The sequence below is a fragment of the Leisingera sp. JC1 genome, from assembly GCF_001679925.1.
Lineage (GTDB): Bacteria > Pseudomonadota > Alphaproteobacteria > Rhodobacterales > Rhodobacteraceae > Leisingera.
In genome coordinates, this window is the sequence record NZ_LYUZ01000050.1 from 1 (window position 1) to 774 (window position 774).

The window sequence follows — 774 nt, forward strand, 5'->3', positions numbered from 1 at the left end:
GGCCGCCATCCGGGTGTTCGAGGACACCGGCCAGGGCGTGCGCATACTGCGCCGCGAAGAGGTCGGCGGATCCGGCTTGCGGAGCTACCTGCTGCAGCTGCCGCCGCGGCCGCGCGGCCAGGCGGCGCCGCTGCAGCAGGCCAGCAGCCGCCTGTTCGTCGAAGTTGAGGCGCAGGGCCCCTGCCGCGTCGCCGCCATTGCCTTTGCCACCCCTGCCCCGCCGCAGCGGCAGGCCACCCTCTCCATCGGCCTGTGCACCTTCAACCAGGAAGCCTATTTCGCCCGCACCCTGGAAAAGGTCGCCGCCCTGGCGCAGCAGCAGGAGGCGCTGCGCGCCGTCTATGTGGTCAACCAGGGCCAGCCGTTCCAGTCCCCCGCCATCCGCGGCCTGCTGGAGGCGCCGAAGGTGCACAGCATCCGGCAGCGCAACCTCGGCGGCTGCGGCGGTTTCACCCGCTCGCTGGACGAGGCGCTGAACGCAGGCGAGCCGGCCAGCCACCACCTGATGATGGACGATGACATCGTGCTCGATCCGCGCATGATCCTGCGGGCGCTGCGGTTCCTCGACTATGCCGCCCGCGACATCGCGCTCGGCGCCGGCATGCTGGATGCGATGCGGCCCTCGGTGATGTATGAGGCCGGCGCCTTCCTGCGCCCGGAAAACCGCATCGAGCCCTATTGCCACAATGTCGATCTCGCCGACCCTGCCCAGCTGCACTATTTCAACAAGCCGGCCGGCACCGACTACAACGCCTGGTGGTTCTGCATCCTGCC

General features: G+C 69.8%; 1 protein-coding gene. It reads left to right on the top strand.

All coding sequences use genetic code 11. The features are described 5' to 3' along the window. On the top strand, positions 1-774 hold a 774-nt coding region (locus A9D60_RS05645; RefSeq protein ID WP_141117835.1), incomplete at both ends, for a glycosyltransferase family 2 protein.